Source organism: Streptomyces sp. NPDC107581 (genome assembly GCF_055657175.1).
In genome coordinates, this window is record NZ_JBVKBH010000015.1 from 45405 (window position 1) to 66000 (window position 20596).

General features: G+C 72.9%; 19 protein-coding genes. 7 read left to right on the top strand and 12 right to left on the bottom strand.

Going from position 1 to position 20596, the window contains the following annotated elements; translation table 11 throughout:
* Window positions 1-40: 40 nt before the first annotated feature.
* From ACZ7P3_RS31835 to ACZ7P3_RS31860, 6 genes are all read right to left on the bottom strand, one after another.
* Window positions 41-748, bottom strand: a complete 708-nt coding sequence (locus ACZ7P3_RS31835) for a GntR family transcriptional regulator (protein ID WP_472086929.1) — start codon at window positions 746-748, stop codon at window positions 41-43.
* 511 nt (window positions 749-1259) lie between these two features.
* A complete protein-coding gene (locus ACZ7P3_RS31840; protein ID WP_472086931.1) occupies window positions 1260-2228 on the bottom strand; it encodes an SGNH/GDSL hydrolase family protein in 969 nt (322 codons plus the stop codon).
* Window positions 2225-3406, bottom strand: a complete 1182-nt coding sequence (locus ACZ7P3_RS31845) for a glycosyltransferase (RefSeq protein WP_472086933.1) — start codon at window positions 3404-3406, stop codon at window positions 2225-2227. Before ACZ7P3_RS31845 ends, ACZ7P3_RS31840 begins: the two co-directional genes overlap by 4 nt.
* Window positions 3403-4533, bottom strand: a complete 1131-nt coding sequence (locus ACZ7P3_RS31850) for a glycosyltransferase family 4 protein (RefSeq protein WP_472086934.1) — start codon at window positions 4531-4533, stop codon at window positions 3403-3405. The genes ACZ7P3_RS31845 and ACZ7P3_RS31850 overlap by 4 nt, the downstream gene beginning before the upstream one ends.
* A gap of 193 nt (window positions 4534-4726) precedes the next feature.
* On the bottom strand, window positions 4727-6145 hold the full coding sequence (locus ACZ7P3_RS31855) for a HEAT repeat domain-containing protein (RefSeq protein WP_472086935.1): 1419 nt from the start codon (window positions 6143-6145) through the stop codon (window positions 4727-4729).
* A gap of 302 nt (window positions 6146-6447) precedes the next feature.
* On the bottom strand, window positions 6448-6840 hold the full coding sequence (locus ACZ7P3_RS31860) for an ankyrin repeat domain-containing protein (RefSeq protein WP_472086937.1): 393 nt from the start codon (window positions 6838-6840) through the stop codon (window positions 6448-6450).
* A gap of 265 nt (window positions 6841-7105) precedes the next feature.
* On the opposite strand from ACZ7P3_RS31860, the gene ACZ7P3_RS31865 reads away from it, so the two are divergent.
* Window positions 7106-7300 carry a hypothetical protein gene (locus tag ACZ7P3_RS31865; protein ID WP_020938770.1) on the top strand — a complete coding sequence of 65 codons (195 nt, stop codon included), beginning with the start codon at window positions 7106-7108 and terminating at the stop codon, window positions 7298-7300.
* A 40-nt stretch (window positions 7301-7340) separates the two neighbouring features.
* Window positions 7341-8918, top strand: coding sequence for a P-loop NTPase family protein (locus ACZ7P3_RS31870; protein WP_472086939.1), 1578 nt, complete (start codon window positions 7341-7343; stop codon window positions 8916-8918).
* A 284-nt stretch (window positions 8919-9202) separates the two neighbouring features.
* Here the strand turns inward: ACZ7P3_RS31870 and ACZ7P3_RS31875 are convergent, their stop codons facing one another.
* Complete coding sequence (locus ACZ7P3_RS31875; RefSeq protein WP_472086941.1) at window positions 9203-10711, bottom strand: SCO1417 family PLP biosynthesis transcription factor; 1509 nt, start codon at window positions 10709-10711, stop codon at window positions 9203-9205.
* A 102-nt stretch (window positions 10712-10813) separates the two neighbouring features.
* Between ACZ7P3_RS31875 and yczE the strand changes: the two genes are divergently transcribed.
* The 4 genes from yczE (at window position 10814) to ACZ7P3_RS31895 (ending at window position 14279) form a co-directional block, all read left to right on the top strand.
* Window positions 10814-11467: a membrane protein YczE gene (gene yczE / locus ACZ7P3_RS31880; RefSeq protein WP_472086942.1), complete on the top strand. Its 654-nt coding sequence runs from the start codon at window positions 10814-10816 to the stop codon at window positions 11465-11467.
* Window positions 11464-12231, top strand: a complete 768-nt coding sequence (locus ACZ7P3_RS31885; protein WP_472086944.1) for a glycerophosphodiester phosphodiesterase — start codon at window positions 11464-11466, stop codon at window positions 12229-12231. Before yczE ends, ACZ7P3_RS31885 begins: the two co-directional genes overlap by 4 nt.
* Window positions 12232-12291: 60 nt before the next feature.
* Window positions 12292-13638 (top strand): MFS transporter, encoded by a 1347-nt coding sequence (locus ACZ7P3_RS31890; RefSeq protein WP_472086945.1) that lies wholly within the window; start codon window positions 12292-12294, stop codon window positions 13636-13638.
* 266 nt (window positions 13639-13904) lie between these two features.
* On the top strand, window positions 13905-14279 hold the full coding sequence (locus ACZ7P3_RS31895) for an RNA polymerase-binding protein RbpA (RefSeq protein ID WP_003977404.1): 375 nt from the start codon (window positions 13905-13907) through the stop codon (window positions 14277-14279).
* Window positions 14280-14685: 406 nt separating this feature from the next.
* Here the strand turns inward: ACZ7P3_RS31895 and fxsA are convergent, their stop codons facing one another.
* From fxsA to ACZ7P3_RS31915, 4 genes are all read right to left on the bottom strand, one after another.
* Window positions 14686-15243 carry an FxsA family membrane protein gene (gene fxsA, locus ACZ7P3_RS31900; RefSeq protein ID WP_472086946.1) on the bottom strand — a complete coding sequence of 186 codons (558 nt, stop codon included), beginning with the start codon at window positions 15241-15243 and terminating at the stop codon, window positions 14686-14688.
* 71 nt (window positions 15244-15314) lie between these two features.
* A complete protein-coding gene (locus ACZ7P3_RS31905; protein ID WP_472086948.1) occupies window positions 15315-16109 on the bottom strand; it encodes a polyprenol monophosphomannose synthase in 795 nt (264 codons plus the stop codon).
* A 535-nt stretch (window positions 16110-16644) separates the two neighbouring features.
* Window positions 16645-18246 carry an amidohydrolase gene (locus ACZ7P3_RS31910; protein WP_472086950.1) on the bottom strand — a complete coding sequence of 534 codons (1602 nt, stop codon included), beginning with the start codon at window positions 18244-18246 and terminating at the stop codon, window positions 16645-16647.
* A gap of 52 nt (window positions 18247-18298) precedes the next feature.
* Entirely contained in the window at window positions 18299-18739 is a 441-nt protein-coding gene (locus ACZ7P3_RS31915; RefSeq protein ID WP_472086952.1) for an Lrp/AsnC family transcriptional regulator, read from the bottom strand.
* A 304-nt stretch (window positions 18740-19043) separates the two neighbouring features.
* Between ACZ7P3_RS31915 and ACZ7P3_RS31920 the strand changes: the two genes are divergently transcribed.
* Window positions 19044-19478 carry a hypothetical protein gene (locus ACZ7P3_RS31920; RefSeq protein ID WP_472086953.1) on the top strand — a complete coding sequence of 145 codons (435 nt, stop codon included), beginning with the start codon at window positions 19044-19046 and terminating at the stop codon, window positions 19476-19478.
* A 21-nt stretch (window positions 19479-19499) separates the two neighbouring features.
* Here the strand turns inward: ACZ7P3_RS31920 and ACZ7P3_RS31925 are convergent, their stop codons facing one another.
* Window positions 19500-20594 carry a phosphotransferase family protein gene (locus tag ACZ7P3_RS31925; RefSeq protein WP_472086955.1) on the bottom strand — a complete coding sequence of 365 codons (1095 nt, stop codon included), beginning with the start codon at window positions 20592-20594 and terminating at the stop codon, window positions 19500-19502.
* Between the last annotated feature and the right edge of the window lie 2 nt (window positions 20595-20596).

Sequence of the window (20596 nt, forward strand, 5' to 3'; positions counted from 1 at the left end):
ACAACCCAAACGACGCAGAAGCGACGGGCGTCACAGCCGCTCAGGAGGCGTCGGCGCCGTCCTCGCCGACCCGTCGCAGGTACACCTCGACGACCCGTTCCAGCGAATCCGCGAGGTAGGTCTCCAGCAGCCGTTCCGCCCCGATACGGTCCCCGGCCTGCAGCGCCTGGAGGATCTGGCGGTTGCGGATGAGGTAGGGCTCGTGCAGTCGGCGCGGATCGTCCACGACGTGGAAGGCGAGCCGCAGTTCGGCGAAGACGCTGCGCATCAGCTCGTCGGTGCGTTCGCTGCCGGCCAGCGCGACCAGTTCCCGGTGGAAGTGGATATTGGCCGTACCCAGTGCCTTCCAGTCGTTCTCGTGGGTGGCCAGCTGCCCCTCGGTGACGGCGGCGGCCAGGCCGTCGAGGACGTAGGGCGGCTCGCCGAGTCCGCGTACGACCGCGCACTCGACGAGGGTCCGGGTGCGGTAGATGTCCTCGACGTCCTCCACGGTCAGGACCCGCACGAAGACGCCGCGGTTGAGTTCGTGGACGAGCAGACGCTCGTGGGTGAGCAGCCGGAACGCCTCGCGCAGGGTGTTGCGGGAGACCCTGAGCGCGCCGCCGATGGCGTCCTCGGACAGGCGGGTGCCCGGCGGGAAGTAGCCGTCGGCTATGCGGCTCCTGAGAATGTCGGAGACCCGTTCGGCGGTGCTGGTGCGCCCCAGAAGGGCGCGGTCGTCGGCCAGTCCCGTCAGCTGCTCTGCCATGCCCGGAATTCAACCGCAGACCGAGGAACGAAACAACGTAGGTATTGATGGATCGTCGAACGATCCCTGGCTGCGCTCCGCCTGGCACGGGTGCCGGGACGGAGGGCGCGGCACGGAAGGGCGCGGCACAGGAGGGGCACGGTGCCCGGGACGGTGCAGGTCCCGCCGGGCGGCCGGCCGGTCGAGTTCTCGGCCGACCGTCCGAGCGTCCGACCGCGGGAGGTCGCCCGGTGACCGCCGGGGCTGTCCGGTGACCGCCACGCGCCACGCGGGGCCCGCCGCGGGCCCTCCAGGGACCGCTGCGAGCCACGCGGTGGCCACCGTGGACCCAGGGGAACCGCCGTGACCACGCGGTGACCGCCGCGGGCCGCCAGGGACCCGTGAGCCACGCGGTGGCCACCGTGGACCCAGGGACCGCAGTGACCACGCGGTAACCGGCGCGGGCCGTCCAGGAACCGCCGTGACCACGCGGTCACCGCGTAGCCGCGGGTCGTCCAGGAGCCGCCGGCGGCTACCCAGGTACCGCCGTGGGCCTTGCCTCCGGCCTCTCCGCGGCCGCGCAGGCCGCACCGGGCACCCCGGTCAGGTGCGTGGCCGTGCGGCGCCGCTGAGCCTCGGCGTCGTCGGGTGTGCCCTGCGGCCGCTCCGTCACCGGCAGGGCGGCCAGGGCCGCGGACACCGCGGCCGTGGCGCGCAGATCGAGACGTGCGCTGGTGCCCCGCGCGCGGTGTCTCATCTCATCGGCGGCCAGCTGGAGCAGTTGCGGCAGCAGATCCCTGCACCGCCTGACCACCCAGGCGGTGCCCGCGGTGGCCAGCCACAGCAGGCTCGCCGACCGGGTCGGGGCGGGGAACTCGGGTTCGGTGGACGGCGGCGTGCCCATGCTCAGGTGCGCCTGCGCGAGCAGGGCGTGGAAGCGTACGGCCAGCTGCCGGTGACCGCGCTCGCCCGGGTGCAGCCGGTCCGAGCTCCACAGGGCACGGTCGGTGAGCCACTCGCCCTGCGAGGCGTGCAGATGCACGGCCCCGTACCGGTCGGACAGCGCGTGGACCACCGCGTTGACCGCCCGCTGCCGGCGGGCCAGCGGACGGGCCAGTGCGGCCGGGAGCCTGAGCATCGCGCCGGGATCGGGCAGGCAGGCGGTGAGCAGGGTCGCTCCCTGCCTGGTGAAGGCCGCGTACACCTGGTCGAGCCGGGCGGTGACCGCGTGGATGTCGAAGGTGGCGCGCAGGGTGTCGTTGACGCCGATGACGACGGCGACCACGTCGGGGTGCAGCGCGAGACCGGCCGGAGTCTGCCGCTCCAGCACGTCCCGCGTCTGGGCCCCGCTGACCGCGAGGTTGGTGAACTCCACGCCCCCGGCGTCCGCGGCGAGGCCGCCGGCCAGCAGCGCGGCCCAGCCCCGCCAGCCGTCTGCGACAGGGTCGCCCACGCCCTCGGTCAGCGAGTCGCCGAGGGCCACGAAACGGACGGGTCTCATGCCACGCCCTCCCGGGCGGCGGGGCGGACCGGGGTGTCGTCGCGCCTGAGCACCTCCGCGTCATGGGCCGCCAGGAAGGCCTCCACAGCCGTTGCCCATCCGAAGCACTCCGCACGCGCGCGTGCCGCCTCCCGCCGCTCGTGCTCGGGACGCGACAGGAGCAGCTCCACGGCGTCCGCGAACGCCTCTCCGCGGTCGGCGGCCGTCGCCCCCGCGGAGCCGATCACCTCGGGCAGCGCCGAGGACGCGCTCGCCACCACGGGCGTACCGCAGGCCATGGCCTCCAGGGCGGCCAGGCCGAAGGTCTCGGCCGGCCCGGGCGCCATGCACACGTCGGCGGAGGCCTGGAGCGCGCCGAGCAGGGCCCGGTCGGAGACGTGCCCCAAGAAGGTCACCGGCAGCCCGCGCTCCCGCGCACGCTGCTCGAGCCGTATCCGCAGCGGCCCGTCCCCTGCCACCACCAGCACGGCCCGCCGGCCGCGGCGCAGCAGGGCCTCCAGGGCGTCCAGGGCCGTGCCGGGCCGCTTCTCCACGGACAGCCGGGAGCACATCACGAGCAGCGCCTCGGGCGCGCTCGCATGGAGTGCGCGCAGCCGCGCGTCGCGCAGTGCCGGATGCCGCTCCATCAGGTCGACCCCCAGGGGGGCGCGTACGACGTTGCGCGCGCCGATGCGGACGAACTCGCGCTCGGCGAACTCCGTGGTGCACACGACCCGCGAGTAGACGTGCGCGGTACGGGTGTTGAGGGCGTCGGCGGCCCGGCGGGACAGGTTCTCGGACAGGCCCCAGGTGCGCAGCACTCCGTCGGCGGTCTCGTGGGAGACCATCACGGCGGGCACCCGGGCCCGCCGCGCCCAGCGGCCGGTCCAGCGCAGGGTCGTGCGGTCCGAGACCTCCAGGCGGTCGGGGGCCAGTTCCTCCAGGAGCGCGGCCACGCGGCGCTTGTCGGTCAGGACGCGGTAGCCGCCGGTGCCGGGCAGCTGCGGCCCGGGGAGGGTGATGACCCGGCCCTGCTCGGTGTCCCGGTCGGTGTACCGCTCGCCCGGCACGACGAGCACCGGCTCGTGGCCCGCGGCCAGGAAGCCCCTGCCCAGTTCGCGCAGGGCCGTGCGCAGGCCGCCCGAGGACGGGGCGACGAAGTTGGCGAGCCGCACGATGCGCAGCGGGGTGCCGGTCATGCCGCCACCACCGTCCTGCGCGCCGCGAGCACGTCTTCGTAGTGTGCGATCAGCTGGTCGCCGACGGCGGCCCAGGTGCGGCCCTCGACCGTGGCGTGCCCGGCGGCGCCGTACGCGGCCCGCAGGCCGGGGTCGGCGGCGAGGGTGCGTACAGCCTCCCGTACGGCGTCCGCGTCGCGCGGCGGGACGAGCAGTCCGGTGCGGCCGTGGTCGACCAGGTCGAGCGGGCCGCCGGCGGCGGGGGCGACCACCGGTACGCCGCTGGCCATCGCCTCCTGGACGGTCTGGCAGAAGGTCTCGAAGGGGCCGGTGTGCGCGAACACGTCCAGCGAGGCGAAGATCCGGGCGAGGTCGTGGCCGGTGCGGCGGCCGAGGAAGACCGCGCCGGGCAGGGCCTCGGTGAGGTGCGCGTGGCTGGGCCCGTCGCCGACGACCACGACCCGTACGCCGTCCAGGCCGCAGACTCCGGCGAGGAGTTCGACGTGCTTCTCGGGGGCGAGCCGGCCGACGTAGCCGACGATCAGTTCACCGTTCGGGGCGAGCTCGCGGCGCAGCTCCTCGTCGCGGTGGTCCGGCCGGAAACGGGCGGTGTCCACGCCCCGCTGCCACAGCCGTACCCGGGGCACACCGTGTGCCTCCAGGTCGTTGAGGGCCGCGCTGGACGGTGCCAAGGTGCGGTCGGCGGCGGAGTGCACGGAGCGGATCCGGCGCCAGGCGGCGGCCTCGCCGGCGCCCATGTAGGTACGGGCGTAGCCGGCCAGGTCGGTCTGGTAGACGGCGACGGCGGGGATGCCGAGCCGGGCGGCGGCGGCCATGCCGCGGACGCCGAGGACGAAGGGACTTGCCAGGTGAACGACGTCGGCGCGGTGCTCGGTGAGCGCAGCGGCGAGGCGCCGGCTGGGGAGCGCGACGCGCACCTGGGGGTAGCCGGGGAGGGGGAGGGAGGGGACACGGACGACGGGGCACGGCGCCTCGAGGGCGTCGGCCTTGGTGCCGGGCGCGGTGGCCGGCGCAACGACGAGCGGATGGTGGCCGCGATCCACGAGGTGCCGGGCGGTCTGGAGCGCGCAGTGGGCAACGCCGTTCACATCGGGGGGAAAGGATTCGGTCACGATGACGACACGCATACGGGTGTTGTCGCCGTGCCGGACGTGGCCGCGTCAACGTCGATCTTTCCGGTGGGGGAACGTCCCATGAGCGTTGGCCTGCACACCCGAGCAGGTCAGACGGCCGTCATGACCGGCTGACCTCCGGGTCACCCCGCGTTCACCCTGCGGGCGGTCTCCCGCCCGTCCGCCCTTGCAGAACGGCTCCGGTGGGTCACATGGCTTGGGCGTCCGGTCCGAAGCGGCTGCGGACCGCCGTCTGCACCTCGTCCTCCTCGGCCGGGTCGGCGGCGAGGCGGCGCAGTCGCTCGACGACGCGGGCGTCACCGGTCTCGGCGTGCCGGGCGGCGACTTCGCGGGTGGTCTCCTCGCAGTCCCACAGGCATTCGACGGCGAAGCCGGTGGCGAAGGAGGGGTCGGTGGCGGCCAGGGCCCGGGCGGCGCGGCCGCGCAGGTGGGAGGAGGCGGTCTCCCGGTAGATGTGGCGCAGCACGGGGGCGGCGCAGGCGATGCCGAGCCGTCCGGTGCCGTCGACCAGGGTCCACAGGGTCGGCGCGTCGGGCCCTTCGCCGCGTACGGCCTCGCGCAGGGCGCCGAGGACCAGATCGCGGTCCTGGGCTCCGCCGCGGACGGCCAGTATGCGTCCGGCGGCGGCGCCGAGGGCGTCGGGGCGCTGGGCCCAGCCGCGCGCGCGGTCGACGGCGGCGATACTGCACATCCGTTCGAATGCGTCGACGGCGGCCTCCACGACGAGGGTCGTCCCGTCGGCGACGGCGGCCTCGATCAGGTCGAGGGCCTCGGGGTCGTTGCTGTCGGCGAGGTAGCGCAGTGCCGTGCACCGGGCGCCGTCGATGCCGTTCCTGGCGGCCTGGAGGATCTCCGGCCGGTCCTCGGGGCAGGCCACGGCCACCAGACAGCGGGCGGCCGGCACATGGAGGGCGGCGCCGCGTTCGATGCCCAGCTGGGCCCACTCGAAGACGGCTCGCACGCTCCATCCCGGGCGGGGCCCGGTGGGTCGCATCTGGCGCTGCCAGCGGTCGAAACAGCCGGTTTCCTGGGCGGCACGCACACGCGTGGCGATCGATTCGCGCGGATCCTCGGCCCACAGCCGCCAGGGCCGCGGCTCGAAGGCGTCGCGCACGGCGACGGCCAGCTCGGCCTCGCCCTCGGGATCGGTGGCGAAGCGGGCCAGGACGGGAGCGGCGAGGGCGCGCAGGCCCGCGTCGTCGTCCCGGAGGGCCAGCTCGTCCAGGGCCCAGGCCCAGCTGGAACCGCGGGCGGCGTACCTGCGCAGCAGTTCGAGCGCGTCCCGCCTGCCGTAGGAGGCGAGGTGCCCGAGGACGGCCAGGGCGAGGCCGGTGCGCGACTCGTCGGTGTCGAGGACGTCCTCGGGATCGAAGAGGTGCGCCTCGATGGCGTCCAGCTCGCCGTTCAGGTCGAGGTAGAGCCGGGCGTAGTAGAGGGAGCGGTTCTCCACCTGCCAGTCGTGGCGGGGGTCGCGCAGCACGCAGTGGTTCAGGGCCGCGAGCGCTTCCGCGCGCGGGGCGGTGAGCGCGTGCAGGGTGCCGTCGCCACGGCCGCGCTGGAGCAGGCCGAGCAGCGTGCCGCTGGGCGCTATGACCGGATCGAACATGGGAAACAGCCTCACATCAAGCGTCGACGCAACCGGAGAACACGCATTACCTGGCCGCGTGACACAACGTCGGAGCGCCCGCCGTCTCTTGCTTGCTGTAGACCATTTCTCTCTGCCTCTCGTCGGTGGCCCATGCGGACCGTGCATCACAGTCCGCGCGGTGCGGCAACACCTGCCCAGCCATCGCGTCCGTGAATCACGTCGTCATGATGACCCGCGGTGTGTGCTGCCGCGACCGTATTTCCGGCGGCCCTTTACCGCCTCCCCCGTTTTCCGTGCCGTATCTGGTCAGGACGTTCGCATCAGTGCGCGCCGAACAGTTCCAGGAGTTCCGTCTTGCCGAACATGCGCGCCGTGTCCACGGCCGAGGGAGTACCCGCGGCAGGGTCGGCGCCGCCCTCGAGGAGGGCCTTGATCACTTCTGTCTCACCCTTGAAGACCGCCCCGGCGAGCGGGGTCTGGCCTCGGTCGTTGATGCGGTCCCCCTCCGCGCCCCGGGCGAGCAGGGCCCGTACCGCGTCGGCGTGGCCGTGGTAGGCGGCGAGCATCACGAGGGAGTCGCCACGGTCGTTGGTGAGGTTGGCCGGAACACCCGCGTCGACGTACGCCACCAGCTCCTCCGTCCGCCCCTGCCGGGCCAGATCGAAGATCTTGGTCGCCAGCTCCACGACCTCGGGGTCGGGGGCTTCGCTCATGGACCGGACCGCCTCTCATTACAACCGTTCAGGTGAATCGCAAGGGTACTGGCTCGCGCCTCACATGACCCGATGTGCCCGAGGTAAAGATCACTGCAGAGCCCGCGGGACGCAAGCGTCCTGCTCAACCGGACCATGACCGGGTCCACCGGGCGGGGGAAATGCGCCGGATTTCACCCGGTTGCACCTTTTATCGTATAGACACATCCTGTGATCCTGGAAGTACTCATGGTGACTGTCCCCTCCCGACACCAGGAGACCTCAAATGATCCTCTCCATTTCAGGCGTCATGCTGCTCGGCGTCGTCGTCTTCCTCTTCTTCCGCAAGGACGGGCTCAAGGGCTCGCACGCGTGCACCTCGGCCCTGTTCGGCTTCTACCTGGCCAGCACGGGCATCGCCCCCAGCATCAAGGCGGGCGGCGAGAGCCTGGCGAGCCTCCTCGGCGGCATCAAGTTCTGACGCCGCCCGTCCCGCCCGTACGCACCCACAGGAGACAGCAGTGGCCCGGCGTCCTCTCCCCCGCATTCTGAGCAAAGACAGCGCGCAGATCGCCCGGATGCAGATCGCCCGGAGCCGGGAGCTGGCCCGGACGGCGGCCGACAGCGCCACCGACGTCCTCCACCCGCTGATCACCATCTCGCGCGGGCTGCGCCGGCTGGCCTCGGCCGGGCGGCGCAAGTGGGCCGAGACACCCAAGGACAAGCGCGGGCCGTTGCTGTTCCTGACGGCCTCCGTGGTCCTGGTCGTGGCGCTGATGCCGTACGGACCGCTGCTCGCCGCCATCACCGTGATGGCGGCAGCCGCCTGGCACGGCCGCGACCGCACGCCACCGGCGCCCGAGGGCCCGGACGAGTCGCAGACCGAGCGGCTGCGGTCCCTGTACGAGGCCCTGGTGCCCTACTTCTCCACCTCCGAGGATCCGACGCCGCTGTACGCGCACGGCGGCGAGTGGGAAAAGGCCTTCGCCGAGCACGAGTTCAACGACGCCGGGCGCGTCGGACACCTGGTGATCCGCTACCCGGCGTACTTCCCGGACAACGAACCGGATGCCCGCGCGCGCATCGAGCAGTTGCTCACCGCGAAGGCCGGACGGGGTCGCGAGTACCACTTCGCCTGGGAGGAGGAGGCCAACCGGCTGACGGTGACCGCCCTCGCCCCGCTGCCCACCGGCATCGCCGCCCAGCGCTTCGTCACCGCGCCGGGCGAGACGGTCCTCGGCTTCACCGACGCGAGCGAAGTGCAGCGCACGCTCCCCCTCTCCTACGGGGAGGAACAGTGCGACGTCCCGCCGGTCGTCTGGCGCACCGGCCTGCGCTCCACCGAGCCGCACCTGCTGGCCATGGGCCACCCCGGCAGCGGCACCTCGACCCTGCTGCGCTCGATCGCCCTGCAGGCCCTCCAGTACGCCGACGTACTGATCGTCGACGGTGGCGGCACCGGCGAGTACGCCTGCCTGATCGGCCGGGACGGCGTACTGGCCGTGGAGTGCGCGCCGAACGGGGCGCTGGCCAGCCTGGAGTGGGCCGCGCAGGAGACCGAGCGGCGGCTCATCGCCATCAACCGGGCGCGGCAGGCGGGCGACCCGCCGCCCGAGGACACCCGGCGTCCGCTGTGGATCCTGCTGGACCGTCCGACCGTCTTCACCCACCTCGCCGCGACGGACGGCCGCAAGGATCCGCAGACGCTGCTCCAGATGCCGCTGCGGCACGGCCGTGCGGCCAACGTGACGGTGGCCGTGGCCGAGCAGTTCGACAGCACGGAGACCCTGAGCGAGGCGGTACGGCAGCACACACGCGCGCGGATCGTCCTCGGGCCCGCGACGCCCGAGCAGGTGGCGGCGGTGCTCGGGGTACCGCCGCACACCACCCCGCTGGCGCAGATGCCGCCCGGGCGCGGGTATGCGCGGCTGGGGTCCGCGGCGGTGCACCGGCTGCAGGTCCCGTCCACTCCGGACCCGTACGACGACGCGACCAGCGAGGCCGACCGACAGGCGGTCCTGGGCCTGCTGCCACCCCGGACGACAGCCGTCGAGACCGAACCACTGCCCGCGGAGCCCGTGGCCGCAGAGAGCACCTGACCCGGGGACTGCGCGATCAGCAACAACGCCGCACACCACCCAGCGCCCCCAGAAGGGCGAGGGGAACTGCGCAACCAACAACAACCCACCCGCACCCGCAAGACACCCACCACCGCGCACAACCGCCACAGCCACCACCCCAACCGGCGACCACCCCAAAGGGGCGCGGGGAACGGCGCGACCAGCCACAACCCACCCGCACCCGGAAGACGGCCCGCACCCCGACGGCGCGTAGCCGCCACGGCCACCACCCCGACGGCGCGTAGCCGCCGCGGCCACCACCCCTACGCCACGAACGTGCGCGGCGCCTCCGTCCCCCCGGTCGCGCCGGATTCGACGAGGCGCGCCGCTGCCGCCAGACGTACCGCCGCCTCATCGGCGACCGCTCCGCCGACCGTGAACGGCAGACGCACGTAGCCCTCGAAGGCGCCGTCCACTCCGAAGCGGGGGCCGGAGGGGACGCGGACGCCGACCCGCTCCCCCGCCTCGGCCAGCCGCGATCCCGAGAGGCCGCCCGCGCGGACCCACAGGGTCAGCCCGCCCCGGGGAACCTCGAACTCCCAGTCGGGCAGTTCGCGGCGCACCGCGGCGACCAGGGCGTCACGGTTCTCCCGGGCCTGGCCGCGCCGCAGCTCGACCGCCTGTTCCCAGCCTCCCGTGCTGAACAGCCAGTTCACGGCCAGCTGCTCCAGGACCGGCGTGCCGAGGTCGGCGTACGCGCGGGCCGCGACCAGGCTGCGGATCACGTCCGGTGCCGCCCGCACCCAGCCGATGCGCATGCCGGCCCAGAACGCCTTGCTCGCCGAACCGACCGTGATGACGGTCGAGCCGGCCGGGTCGAAGCCGCAGACCGGCCGCGGCATGCCACCGTCCCCGAACTCCTCGCCGAGCCACAGTTCACTCATCGTCTCGTCGGCGACGAGGACCGTCCCGGCCGCGCGGGCCGCGTCCACCAGCCGGCGCCGCTGGTCCTCGTCGGCGAGCGCGCCGGTCGGGTTGTGGAAGTCGGCGACGACGTAGGCGAGCCGGGGCGCGGCCTCGCGCAGGACCTGGCGCCAGCGGTCCATGTCCCAGCCGCTCAGCCCCTCGGCCATCGCGACGGGCACCAGCCGCGCGCCCGCCTCCCGCATCAGCTGGAGGATATTGGCGTAGGACGGCGACTCGACGGCGATGCGTTCGCCGCGGCCGGCGAAGAGGTGGCAGATGGCGTCGATGGCGCCCATCGCCCCGGTCGTGACCATGATCTGCTCGGGCATGGTGGGGATCCCGCGCGCGGTGTACCGCTCGGCGATCATGGAGCGCAGGGTCGGCAGTCCGGCCGGGTAGTCGCCGTGCGTGTGAGCGTACGGGGGCAGCTCTTCCAGCGCTCCCTGGACCGCGCGGGTGAGCCACGGCTCGGGGGCCGGGAGTGAGGCACAGCCCAGGTCGATCACCGAACCGAGGGTCTCCGGAGGCAGCGGTTCCAGGCCCCGCGCGGGGAGCGGGTTGCCGGCCGGCACGGCGGTCCAGCTGCCCGCGCCGCGCCGGGACTCCAGGAAGCCCTCGCTGCGCAGCGCCTCGTAGGCGGCGGCGACCGTGGTGCGGCTGACGGAGAGGGCCAGGGCGAGTTCACGCTCGGCGGGAAGGCGGGCTGCCACGGGGACGCGCCCTTCGAGCACCAGCAGCCGGATGCCGTCGGCGAGGGCACGGTAGGCGGGTGGACGGCGTGTGCCGGGGCCGGCCGGGCGGTCCTGCTGGGAGTTGAGGAGCCGGCCGAGCTGCGCGGCCCCCACCGCTGAGGTCCACTGCGCCATGACGATCAGTCCACCTTCCCCGAATTGGCCATGGATGGGATTCCATCCCAAGCCACAGAGTGTCATGGGTCAGGCCACCATCACCACCCTGGGGGGTATGTCGTGTCCACGCGCAGTCGGCTCGGACGCCGCTTGTTCCAGCTGTACGCGGGGCTCGCGCTGTACGGCGTGAGTTCCGCGCTCCTGGTGCAGGCGGGTCTCGGGCTCGAGCCCTGGAACGTGCTGCACCAGGGCCTCGCCGAACTCACCGGGCTCAGCATGGGTCTGGTGCTGACGATCGTGGGGGCGGCCGTCCTGCTGCTGTGGATCCCGCTGCGGCAGCGCCCCGGGCTCGGCACGGTCTCCAACGTCCTGGTGATCGGCTTCGTGATGGACGCCACCCTGGCCGCGCTCCCGGAGGAGCACTCCCTCGCGGTCCGGGTGCCCGTCCTGCTCGCGGGCATCGTGCTCAACGGCATGGCGACCGGCCTCTACATCTCCGCCGCCTTCGGGCCGGGCCCGCGCGACGGCCTGATGACCGGGGTGCACCGGCGCACGGGCCGCTCGATCCGGCTGATCCGCACCGCGGTGGAGGTCACCGTCGTCGCGACCGGATTCGCCCTCGGCGGCAGCGTGGGGGTCGGGACCGTCCTGTACGCACTGTCCATCGGCCCGCTCGCCCAGTTCTTCCTGCGCGTGTTCGCCGCCCCTTCGGCACCGGGGCGCAGCACGGTCGTTGCCACCGGGCAACCGGAACGCGCCATACTGCGTCCGTGACCACCGCAATACGCCACCCCTATCTCGACCATCCCGGCCCCATCGCCTTCGCCCACCGCGGCGGGGCGGCAGACGGGCTGGAGAACACCGTGGCGCAGTTCCGGCGCGCGGCCGACATGGGCTATCGCTACATGGAGACCGACGTCCACACCACGGCGGACGGCAGGCTCGTCGCCTTCCACGACGCGACGCTGGACCGGGTCACCGACGGGGCGGGCCGCATAGCCGACCTGCCGTGGGAGGACGTACGGCACGCGCGCGTGGGAGGGAAGGAACCCGTCCCGCTCTTCGAGGAACTGCTGGAGACCTTCCCCGGGGTCCGCTGGAACGTGGACATCAAGGCGGAGCCGGCCCTGCGCCCCTTCCTGGAGCTGATCGAGCGCACGGACGCCTGGGACCGGGTCTGCGTGGGCTCCTTCTCCGAGGCACGGGTGCTGCGGGCGCAGCGGCTGGCCGGTCCACGGCTGGCCACCTCGTTCGGCACGCGCGGAGTGCTCAGCCTGCGGCTGCGTTCCTGGGGCCTGCCGGCCGCGGTGCGCCGCTCCGCGGTCGCCGCGCAGGTGCCCGAGGCCCAGTCGGGCGTCCCGGTGGTCGACCACCGCTTCGTACGGGCCGCCCACGCGCGCGGGCTGCAGGTGCACGTGTGGACCATCAACGATCCGGAACGGGTGCACCGCCTCCTGGACCTGGGTGTCGATGGCATCATGACCGATCACATCGACATGCTGCGCAAGGTCATGGAGGACCGCGGAGTCTGGGTCTGACCCCCGGACCGCCCGGACCGCGCCTTCGCACGGAACTTCAGCGGGGAAGCGAGGGCACGGGTGGGCACCGACACCGTGCGGCCACAGGCGGCCGAAGAGACCGCCGGACTGCGGCGCGAACAGCGTGGCTGGTACGTCTACGACTGGGCGTGCTCGGTCTACTCGACGAGCGTCCTGACCGTGTTCCTGGGTCCGTATCTCACCTCGGTCGCCCAGAAGGCGGCGGATGCCGACGGCTATGTGCACCCGCTGGGCGTCCCGGTGCGGGCGGGCTCCTTCTTCGCCTACTCGGTGTCCCTGTCGGTGATCCTGGCGGTCGTGATCATGCCCCTGGTGGGCAGCGCGGCCGACCGTACGGGCCGTAAGAAGCCGCTGCTCGCAGCGGCGGCCTACACCGGCGCGGCGGCCACGACGGGCATGTTCTTCCTGGACGGCGACCGCTATCTGCTCGGCGGGGTGCTCCTCGTGGTGGCCAATGCCGCGCAGTCGGTCGGGATGATGCTCTACAACTCCTACCTGCCGCAGATAGCCCCGCCCGAGGAGCGCGACGCGATCTCCTCCCGGGGCTGGGCCTTCGGCTACGCGGCGGGCTCCCTGGTGCTGGTGGCCGACCTCGTCCTGTACTCGGCGCACGGCTCCTTCGGCCTGTCCGAGACGGCCGCGGTCCGGGTCTGCCTGGCCTCGGCCGGACTGTGGTGGGGCGCCTTCACGCTCGTACCGCTGCGGCGGCTGCGCGACCGGCACGCGCGCGTGGAGCGCGCCACCGCCCCCGGGCTGCGGCAGCTGGGGGCGACCGTCCGGGACATGCGCCGGTATCCGCTGACGCTCGCCTTCCTGCTGGCGTACCTCGTCTACAACGACGGCATCCAGACGGTGATCTCGCAGGCGTCGATCTACGGCTCCGAGGAGCTGGGCCTCGGCCAGTCGACGCTGATCGCGGCGGTGCTGCTGGTACAGGTACTGGCCGTGGCGGGGGCGCTGGCGATGGGGCGGCTGGCCCGGACCCACGGGGCGAAGCGGACGATCCTCGGTTCCCTGGTGGCCTGGACGGTGACGCTGGCGGCCGGGTACTTCCTGCCCGCCGGGGCACCCGTGTGGTTCTTCGTGCTGGCCTCCGGGATCGGACTGGTCCTCGGCGGCAGCCAGGCGCTGTCCCGGTCGCTCTTCTCGCACCTGGTGCCGCCGGGCAAGGAGGCCGAGTACTTCTCGGCGTACGAGATGAGCGACCGCGGGATGAGCTGGCTCGGACCGCTGCTGTTCGGGGTGACCTACCAGCTGACCGGAAGCTATCGCTCCGCGATCATCTCACTGGTGGCCTTCTTCGTCATCGGCTTCGCCCTGCTCGCCCGGGTTCCGGTGCGGCGGGCGATCGGCGAGGCGGGCAACCCTGTCCCGGAAAGGATCTAGCGACGATTTAGCACTCAGCGCGAAAGGGCGGTAGTGTACGCGTTTGGCCTGCCAGGCGGACCGTTACTGCGCGTCAAAGATGCCGAAACGCTGGGTGACATCTGATAGCAGATGTGACAAACCGGGCGCCTGTGGGTAGAACAAGGGGCGGCTACGACGGCGACGCATGACCCGGAACGGGAATCTTTACCGCCGACCGGACGTTGACCGGATGACGACGACAGCGACACCTGTCCTGTGGGCGACAAGCCCGGGAGGCACGATTCATGAGTGAGCGAGCTCTTCGCGGTACGCGCCTCGTAGTGACCAGCTACGAGACGGACCGCGGCATCGACCTGGCTCCGCGCCAGGCCGTGGAGTACGCATGTGAGAAGGGGCATCGCTTCGAGATGCCCTTCTCGGTCGAGGCGGAGATTCCGCCGGAGTGGGAGTGCAAGGTCTGCGGGGCCCAGGCACTCCTGGTGGACGGCGACGGCCCTGAAGAGAAGAAGGCCAAGCCCGCGCGTACCCATTGGGACATGCTGATGGAGCGGCGCACCCGTGAGGAGCTCGAAGAGGTCCTCGAGGAGCGCCTGGCGGTTCTGCGCTCGGGGGCGATGAACATCGCGGTTCACCCCAGGGACAGCCGCAAGTCCGCGTAGTCCCTGCAGGGCTGCGCCGGAGAAACAGCGCACGTGAACAACCGCGGGCGCCGTACGTGAGGTTGACGTACGGCGCCCGCGGTTTCGTGTTTGGGGTGCGCCACGGGTTCGAGTGCGCCACCCGCGTTCGGGTGCACCGACGTCCGGACACGCCCTCATCCGCACACACCTGCGTCCGGACACGCCCGAATCCGGACACGCCCGCGCCCGGATACGCCTGCGCCCGGATACGCTCACGTTCGGCCGGCGCCCGGAGACAGCCACGTTCGGGTGCGCCCACACAGGCGTGAGCGGCCATGGGGAGGCGCCCATCGGAGAAACCCCCGCGCCGGCCCGGAGGACTCGCCCCTGTCCTCGAACGGCGCAGGGGCCGGACAATCCGGCCGGGGCTCGACGGCTCAGCGCTTCAGCGCGCCAGCGGTGGCCACTGCTCCCCCGGCTCGGGCCGGTCCTCCCTGATCACCTCGCCCTGGACCACCTTGCCGTCGGGGCGGTGGATGCGGGCCTGCTGGAAGGCGTCGCCGAGGCTGCCCGGGTCGGCACGGCGCAGGCTCCTGTCGAAGGCGCTCTCCGCGGAGCGGCTCACGGCCTTCTGGACCGGCGGGAGCAGCAGGAGAAGGCCCACCGCGTCGGAGATCAGGCCGGGGACGATCAGCAGCAGGCCGCCCAGCATCATCCAGCCGTTGCCGTTGCCGCCGCCCCCGGCCGGGGAGCCGCCGCGCTGCAGCGCCTCGTTCAGGTTCCGGAAGGCGCGACGGCCCGCCCGCTTGATGACCACGGAGCCGGCGACGAAGCCCGCCACCAGGAGCAGGAACACGGCCGGGCCGCCTGCCGCGCCCGCGACCAGGGTCAGCAGCCAGATCTCCAGCACCAGCCACGCCGCGACCCCCAGCGGCAGGTACCTGCGCAGCCGGGAGCGCCGGGGCCGGGCGGTGGGCGGAGAGGTGGGAGCGCCAGTCGTCATGCTCCCAGTGTGCCTGGACGCGGCTCAGTGCGGGATAAGGGAGCGATCACCCGCGACCGAGGAGGCGGGCCTCAGGCCCCCTTGCCCTTTCCGGTGAGCTTGCCGACGCGGTCACCGACGCCCCAGGCGGTGACCCGCCACAGCGCCTCGACGAGGATGTCGCGGCTCATCTTGGAGTCGCCGAGTTCCCGCTCGACGAAGGTGATCGGGACCTCGACCACGTGGTAGCCGGCCTTGACCGCGCGGCGGGCCAGGTCGACCTGGAAGCAGTAGCCCTGCGAGGCGACCTCGGTCAGGCCGAGGCCCTCCAGGGTCTCGCGGCGGAAGGCGCGGTAGCCGCCGGTGATGTCGCGCAGCGGGAGGTCGAGGGCGAGGCGGGAGTACAGGCTGCCGCCGCGGGAGATGAACTCGCGTGACTTGGGCCAGTTGACCACCCGGCCGCCGGGCACCCAGCGGGAACCGAGGACCAGGTCGGCGCCCTTGAGGGCGGTCAGCAGGCGCGGCAGCTCCTCGGGCTGGTGGGAGCCGTCGGCGTCCATCTCGACCAGCACGCCGTAGCCGTGCTCCAGGCCCCAGCGGAAGCCCGCCAGGTAGGCGGCGCCCAGGCCCTCCTTGCCCTTGCGGTGCAGCACCTGGACGTGGTCGTCCTCTGCGGCCAGTTCGTCGGCGAGCTTGCCGGTGCCGTCCGGGCTGTTGTCGTCCGCCACCAGTACGTGGGCCTCGGGGACGGCCCTGCGCACCCGGCCGACGATGGTCTTGATGTTCTCCGCCTCGTTGTAGGTCGGAATGATCACCAAGGCCGTGCCGAGCGGACCGAACTGCCTCCCCTGGGCCTTGGCCGCGAGGGTCCCGTCGCCGTCGTTCACTGCTGCCCCTTCATGTCGTACGCAGGCCCCCACCATAGTGGCCGCGGCCTGCGATGACGTGCCTGCATGGTCGTACGGTGGTGTCTATTCCACAAGAGTGGGGTAAGAGTGTGCTTTTCGGCACCTTCGTCCGCGGCGGATGGGGGCCCGGCGCCCTTCGGGCCGACCTGGGGCCCGCTGGCTGCGGGTCGACCGAAAGCCGTTGTCTACTGAGCACCCGGGCCCCACCCGGGTCACACCTTGCCGACCGGCCTGAACGTTCCCTCGTCGGCGCGGGCGCTGAGCCTGGCTGCCAGTGACGGTGCCCCGGTGCGGCACACCGTCCCTGACCCAGCGGCGCCGCGACGAGTTGCGTGAACGCTCCCCGGTCGGGCGTCCGGTGGTGGACTCGGCCGAACCTACCGGCCCCCGGCCGCCGACTGTCAACAGCCTCCTGACCTGCACGGACCTTCTTTCGCTGGCAAGGAGCCCGGAGGATGCGCAGGTCGGGCGACGCGACGGCCGGGGACGATCACCGCCGCGCCACCCCGGGAGATCACTCGCCCGGCCGTACGTACACCGTCCGTCCGCCCACCACGGTGCGCAGGCAGACGGGCAGGTCGCGGCCGGGGGTCAGGTCGGGCAGACCGGGGGTACCGGAGCGCGGGTCGGTCGACCAGCGGGCGACGCGGTCGTCGGGGGCCTGCACGACCAGCTCGTCGGTTCGCCAGACGGCGTAGTCGGCGGGCGCGCCGGGCACCAGGACGCCCGCGTCGTCGCGGCCGATGGCCCGCCAGCCGCCGCGCGTGTGCGCGGTGAACGCGGCCCGCACGGAGACCTGGTGCTCGGGGGTGCGGTGGAAGGCGGCGGCACGGACCGTGCCCCAGGGATCGAGCGGGGTGACCGGGCTGTCGGAGCCGAAGGCGAGCGGCACGCCGGCCCGCAGCAGGGCGGCGAGGGGGTTGAGGGTGCGGGCCCGCTCGGCACCCAGACGCCGGGCGTACATGCCGTCCTCGCCGCCCCAGAGCGCGTCGAAGGCCGGCTGGACCGAGGCGATGAGGCCCAGCTCGGCGAAGGCGGCGATGGTCTCGGGGGTGAGCATCTCGGCGTGCTCGACGCGGTGCCGGGCGGCCCGGACGCGGGCGAGTCCGGCCTTCTCGGCGGCAGCCCGCACGCCCTCGACGACCGCGTTGACGGCGGCGTCGCCGATGGCGTGGAAGCCCGCCTGGAGCCCCGCCTCGGTGCAGGCGGTGACATGGGCGGCGACGGCGTCGGAGTCGAGGTAGGCGGTGCCGGTGTGACCGGCGTCGGCGTACGGCTGGTGCAGGCAGGCGGTGTGCGAGCCGAGGGCGCCGTCCACGAAGAGGTCGCCGGCTGCGCCGTGGGCGCCGAGCGCGCGGGCCTTGTCCACATCCTGTTCGGCCCAGTAGCCGATCACACGCGGCCCCGGCACCTCGGCGGCGAGCCCCAGCAGGTCCGTGAAGTCGTCCTCGGAGGAGATCCGCGGGCCGCCGCACTCGTGCACCGAGCCAATGCCGAGGGAGGCGGCGTGGGCGAGGGCGGTGCGCTGGGCCTCGGCGCGCTGGGCCGGGGTGACGGCGGCTAGGGCGGCCTCGCGCACGGCGTGGTGGTCGTCGGCGGTCAGCGGGCCGTCCACCGGGCGGAGACCGGGCACCAGGTCCAGCAGGGCCGTGCTCACGACCGCGGAGTGGACGTCGATGCGGGAGAGGTACAGCGGGCGGCCGCCGGTGGCGGCGTCGAGTTCCGCGCGGGCCGGCGGGCGGCCGCCGGGCCAGCGCGCGGCGTCCCAGCCGTGGCCCAGCAGGACGCGGTCGTGCGGCCGGGCCGCGGCGAAGTCGCGCACGAGGGCGAGGGCCGCGTCCAGGGACGGGGCGTCGGACAGGTCGAGGCCGGTCAGGGCGAGGCCCGTGGCGGTGGTGTGCACATGGGCGTCGGCGAAGGCCGGGGTGACCAGGGCGCCGTCGAGGTCGACGACCTCGTCCACACCGTCGGCGAAGGCGTCGGCGGCACCCTCGGAACCGACCCAGGCGACCTGGCCGCGCTCCACCACCATCGCGGTGGCGAAGGGGTCGGCGGGGCTGTGGACCTCTCCGCGGCGCAGGAGGACGGTCTTGGGGTCGGCGGACTGCTCACTCATGCCCCACAGTCTCTCGTGTGCACGGGAGACACCGGGCATCGGGGCGGCCGGTTCAGATCTTCGGGGGACGCGCCTCGTACGGGGTCGACAGCACGACGGTGGTCCGGGTGGAGACCCCGGCCAGGGAGCGCAGCCGGGCCAGCAGCTCCTCCAGTTCGTGCGGGGTGGCCACGCGCACCTTGAGGATGTAGTTCTCGTCGCCGGCGACGCTGTGACAGGCCTCGATCTCAGGGACGCCTGCCAGGCGGTCCGAGATGTCGTCGGGTGCGCTGGGGTCGAAGGGCTTCACCGAGATGAACGCGGTGAGCGGCAGCCCGACGGCCTCCGGGTCGACGACCGCGGCGTACCCGCGGATGACACCACGCTGTTCGAGCCGGCGCACCCGCTGGTGCACGGCCGAGGTGGACAGGCCCGTGGCCTTGCCCAGGTCTGTGTAGCTCATCCGCCCGTCCTTGACGAGCAGCTGCACGATTTGACGGTCCAGCTCCTCCATGGCGCCAAAACCTACAGTGCGCTTGATCTCCTCGGATACCCGAGCAACGCAGGTCATGCCTGGTTTGTAATGTGCCCGACAATCGAGAGGGGGCCGTCCGGGCGGCACGGGGGCGGGCGCGGGGCGGGGCAGAGGCGGGACGAAGGCGCGGCGCACCGGGCATCTTCACTCGGCATGTGACGAACGCCACAGCGCTGGTGCGGGCTCCGTGATGTTCTCGTGATTACCGCCGAGAGCGGACGGGAAATGCTTGCTGTGGTCGAGGCCGCAGTGCCTTCACGGCCCAGCCTTAGGGGGAGTTCCCATGCAGAGTCTCAAGCGCCCTGGTCGTCCTGCGTCCAAGCGCCAGCAGCCGGTCGTCGAGCCCGAGCCGGAGGGCGTCGAACCCGACGCCTACGAGGTCGAAGAGCTCGACGCCTACGACACCTTCGAGATGTACCGGGTGATCTGCCCGGACTGCGCGCAGCCGATCGCGCTGCTGGCGGACGAGGAGATCCTGCCGGAGCACGCACTGTGCGCCTCGCCGTGGAACCCGTTCGGGCTCACGGTCTGTGCGGGCACGGGCCGCACGGCGGCCGAGGCCCGCCCCGCGGACGAGTCCTTCGCTCCGCAGGAGCAGGACACCGCCCTGCTGCTGACGCTCCCCCAGGGTCTGAACTGGCGGACGCAGCCCTTCTCGCACGTCGGCGGCCCGGGTTCGCGCCCGATGCGCGTGCCGGAGAGCCGCCAGGCCGCCTGAGTCCCTCCGGACCGCCGGCCCTCAGTCCCAGTAGCTGTCCTGCACCATGGCGCGCAGACTGCCGTGGTGCAGGATCAGTGCGTCCGGGTCCGCCGGAAGGGCCACTTCACCGAAGTACGCCTGGCGGTAGGCGATGCGCAGCATGACGATCGCGTGCCGCAGGGCGGCGTACAGGGTGTAGAAGTCCATGTCGCGCGGGGTGTGTCCGGTCAGGCGTGCGTAGCGGGCCTCGATGCGGTCGCGGCGCAGGAAGTCCGGCAGTCCGCGCTGTCCGGAGGTGACCGTGAGGTCGTGGAAGAAGCGGTGCAGGTAGACGGTCCAGCCGAGGTCCACCTCGCGCGGTGCCAGGGCCGCCATCTCCCAGTCCAGGACGGCGACGGGGTCGAAGCCGTCGTAGACGACGTTCCCGATGCGCGCGTCACCCCAGTTCAGGACGGGCGCGCCGGGCTCGCGCGGCCACAGCTGCTCCAGGCGGTCGAACGCGGCCTCGATCAGCGGGGAGCGGGCGAGTCCGTCGATCACCCAGCGGTAGTAGGCCCGCTGGGCCGTCACGTGCCGGCGCAGGGCGTCCCCTTCGCCCGGCAGCGCCAGGAACTCGGCCTCCCGTGCCGGTACTTGGTCGTGCAGCCGGGCGATCAGGGCGATCGTGGCGGCTTCCAGGTGCTCGCGCTCCGCGTCGCTCGCCGCATGCAGCCAACTGCCCTCGTAGGTGTACGGCATGACGTCGGGAGGCACGCGCCCGGCGGCCCGCTCCATGACGAAGAACGGGGCCCCCAGGGGCCCGGGGTCCTCCTCCAGCCACAGCACCCGGGGCACCGGAAGGTCGGTGCGGCCGGCCACGAGCCGCAGGGTGCGGTGCTGGCGGGCCATGTCGTACTCCGGGAAGACGGTGTACGCCGCCGGGTCCGCCGCAAGACGCAACGCGCAGGAGCGCACCGGCGGTTCGGGGTGCTCGATGTCGAACAGCAGGGTCTCGCTGGACATGCCGTTGGAGGCCGGGACGGTGACGCCGACGGCCTTGGCGCCGGGCAGCCGGGTGCCGAGCCAGGCGGTGACCCGCCGGGCGAGTTCCTCGGGGTCGCGGGTGCTGGTGCGGGGACGCGGTGCTGTCGCCATCT